The organism is Natrinema soli (assembly GCF_028618695.1).
In genome coordinates this window covers 1-2,095 of the sequence record NZ_JAQIVI010000167.1, presented here as the reverse complement: position 1 = coordinate 2,095, position 2,095 = coordinate 1, and the positions used below count along the sequence as shown (strand labels likewise).

Sequence of the window (2,095 nt, the reverse complement as noted above, 5' to 3'; positions counted from 1 at the left end):
TGAGCACGTCCGGCGTGACGCCCGCGTTCTGGCAGGCCCACATCTCGCCGGTGCGCCCCATCCCGGTCTGGACCTCGTCGAAGACGAGCGCCGCGCCGGCCTCGTCGGTGCACTCGCGGGCGGTCTCGAGGTAGCCCTGTGGCGGGACGTTGATCCCGCCTTCGCCCTGGATCGGCTCGAGGATGACGGCTGCGGTCTCGTCGTCCACGGCGTCCGCGAGCTCCTCGCCGTCGCCGTAGGGGACGAATGCCACGTCGCCGGCCAGCGGCTCGTAGGGCTTCTTGTACTTGTCTTTCCAGGTCGCCGCGAGCGCCCCCATCGTCCGTCCGTGGAACGAGCGGGTCGCGGCGACGATCTTCGAATTCCCCGTAGCCGACCGGGCGAACTTCAGGGCGGCCTCGTTGGCCTCGGTCCCGGAGTTGCAGAACCAGGCGGACTCGAGTCCGCCCGGCGTCGATGCGACGAACGAGGCGTAGGCGTCCTCGCGCGCCTGAACGGGATACGAGGAGTCGACGAAGGTCAGCTCGCCGACTTGCTCTTGGACGGCCTCCACGACCGCGGGGTGGGAGTGACCCAACGGCGTGCAGGCGAAACTCGCGCCCGCGTCTATGTACTCCGTGCCGTCGGCGGTGTAGAGAAACGGTCCCTCCCCGCGTTCGATGCCGATGGGCTTGCTGCCGGACACGAAGTCGAGGTCGCTCATTCTGCGGCCTCCTGTGCGGTTTCTTCGTCCGTTTCGTCGTCCTCGAGCACGCCGGATTCGAGCGTCGTGCCCTCGCCCGCGAGCGCGCTCGTGATCGGCGCGTCGGCGTTGGCGGTCGCGACGATCACCGAGGACGCGCCACCCTCGAGGGCCTCCTCGGCGGCCATGACCTTCTTCGTCATGAATCCTTCCGCGGCGCTCTTGACCGACTCGAACTCCGCGGGCGTCGCGGCCGAGTCTATCTTCGTCGACTCGTCGTCGGGGTCCTCGTAGATCCCCGAGACGTCGGTGAGAACGACCAGATCGCCCTCGAGCGCGCCTGCAATCGCCGCAGCCGCGCGGTCGGCGTCGGCGTTGACCGCGGTGTAGCCTCCCTCTTTCTCCCTCCCGAGCACCGGAACGGAGACGACGGGCGTGTAGCCGCCCGCGAGGACGGTCTCGAGCAGGTCGGCGTTGACGGAGTCGATCGTGCCCGAGTGATCGCCGCGCTTGATCTTCTTTTTGCCGTCCTCTTTCACGCGAACGGCGGACTTGCGCTTGCCCTCGAGCAGTTTGCCGTCGGTGCCCGAGAGGCCGACCGCGTCGACGCCCTCGTTGTGCAGGCTCTCGACCAGATCGGTGTTGAGCTTGCCGGGCATCACCATCTTGAAGACGTCCATGGTGCGCTCGTCGGTAAAGCGCCCGACGACGCCGCCGGGAGTCTCGACGTAGGTTGGTTCCTCGTCGAGTTCCTCGAGCGTCTCGTCGACGGCGGTCGAACCACCGTGTGTGAGGACTACGTTTTCGCCCTCGGCGACGAGGCTCGCGACGTCGGCGAGCGCGCCTTCGGGGTCGACGGCGCGTGCGCCGCCGATCTTGACCACTACCGTCACGCGAGCCACCTCCGGTGGCGAGTGTGACTAGACAAGTCGCAGCCCGCGCAGCAACGCGAGCAGGAACGTCTTGGCGTAGTCATCTCAGGGTGCCCCCACGGGGTGGAGCCCCGTAAACTCGAGTCCGGCCGTCTCCTCGAGCCCCAGCGCGACGTTGGCGGCGTGGACCGCCTGCCCCGCGGAGCCTTTCATCATGTTGTCGATCGCCGAGAAGACGACGATGCGCTTGTTCGACGGGTCGAGTTCGAAGCCGACCTCGGCGAGATTCGTGCCGGCGACCGCCTTCGGTTCTGGGTAGCGGTAGACGCCGGAACCGCCGGCGGCCATGCGGACGAACGGCTCGTCCTCGTAGCAGCCGCGGTAGGCCTGCCAGAGGTCGCCCTTCGAGACCGGTCCCGACGGGAAGACGTGGTTCGTCGCGCTCGCGCCGCGGACCATGTCCACGGCGTGGCAGGTGAAGGCGACCGAGGTGTCGAGGAACTGCTCGATCTCGGCCTCGTGGCGGTGGCCCGTCGGCGCG

3 protein-coding genes are annotated in these 2,095 nt (G+C 68.3%); all 3 read right to left on the bottom strand.

Annotation, left to right across the window (positions count from 1 at the left end; all coding sequences use genetic code 11):
* The coding region (locus PGX04_RS11595; RefSeq protein WP_273738652.1) for an aspartate aminotransferase family protein at positions 1-703 on the bottom strand (703 nt) is incomplete at its 3' end.
* Complete coding sequence (locus PGX04_RS11590) at positions 700-1,575, bottom strand: acetylglutamate/acetylaminoadipate kinase (protein ID WP_273738651.1); 876 nt, start codon at positions 1,573-1,575, stop codon at positions 700-702. The genes PGX04_RS11590 and PGX04_RS11595, both read right to left, overlap by 4 nt.
* A gap of 84 nt (positions 1,576-1,659) precedes the next feature.
* Positions 1,660-2,095, bottom strand: a 436-nt coding sequence (locus PGX04_RS11585) for an Asd/ArgC dimerization domain-containing protein (protein ID WP_273738650.1), incomplete at its 5' end; no start/stop codon positions are given.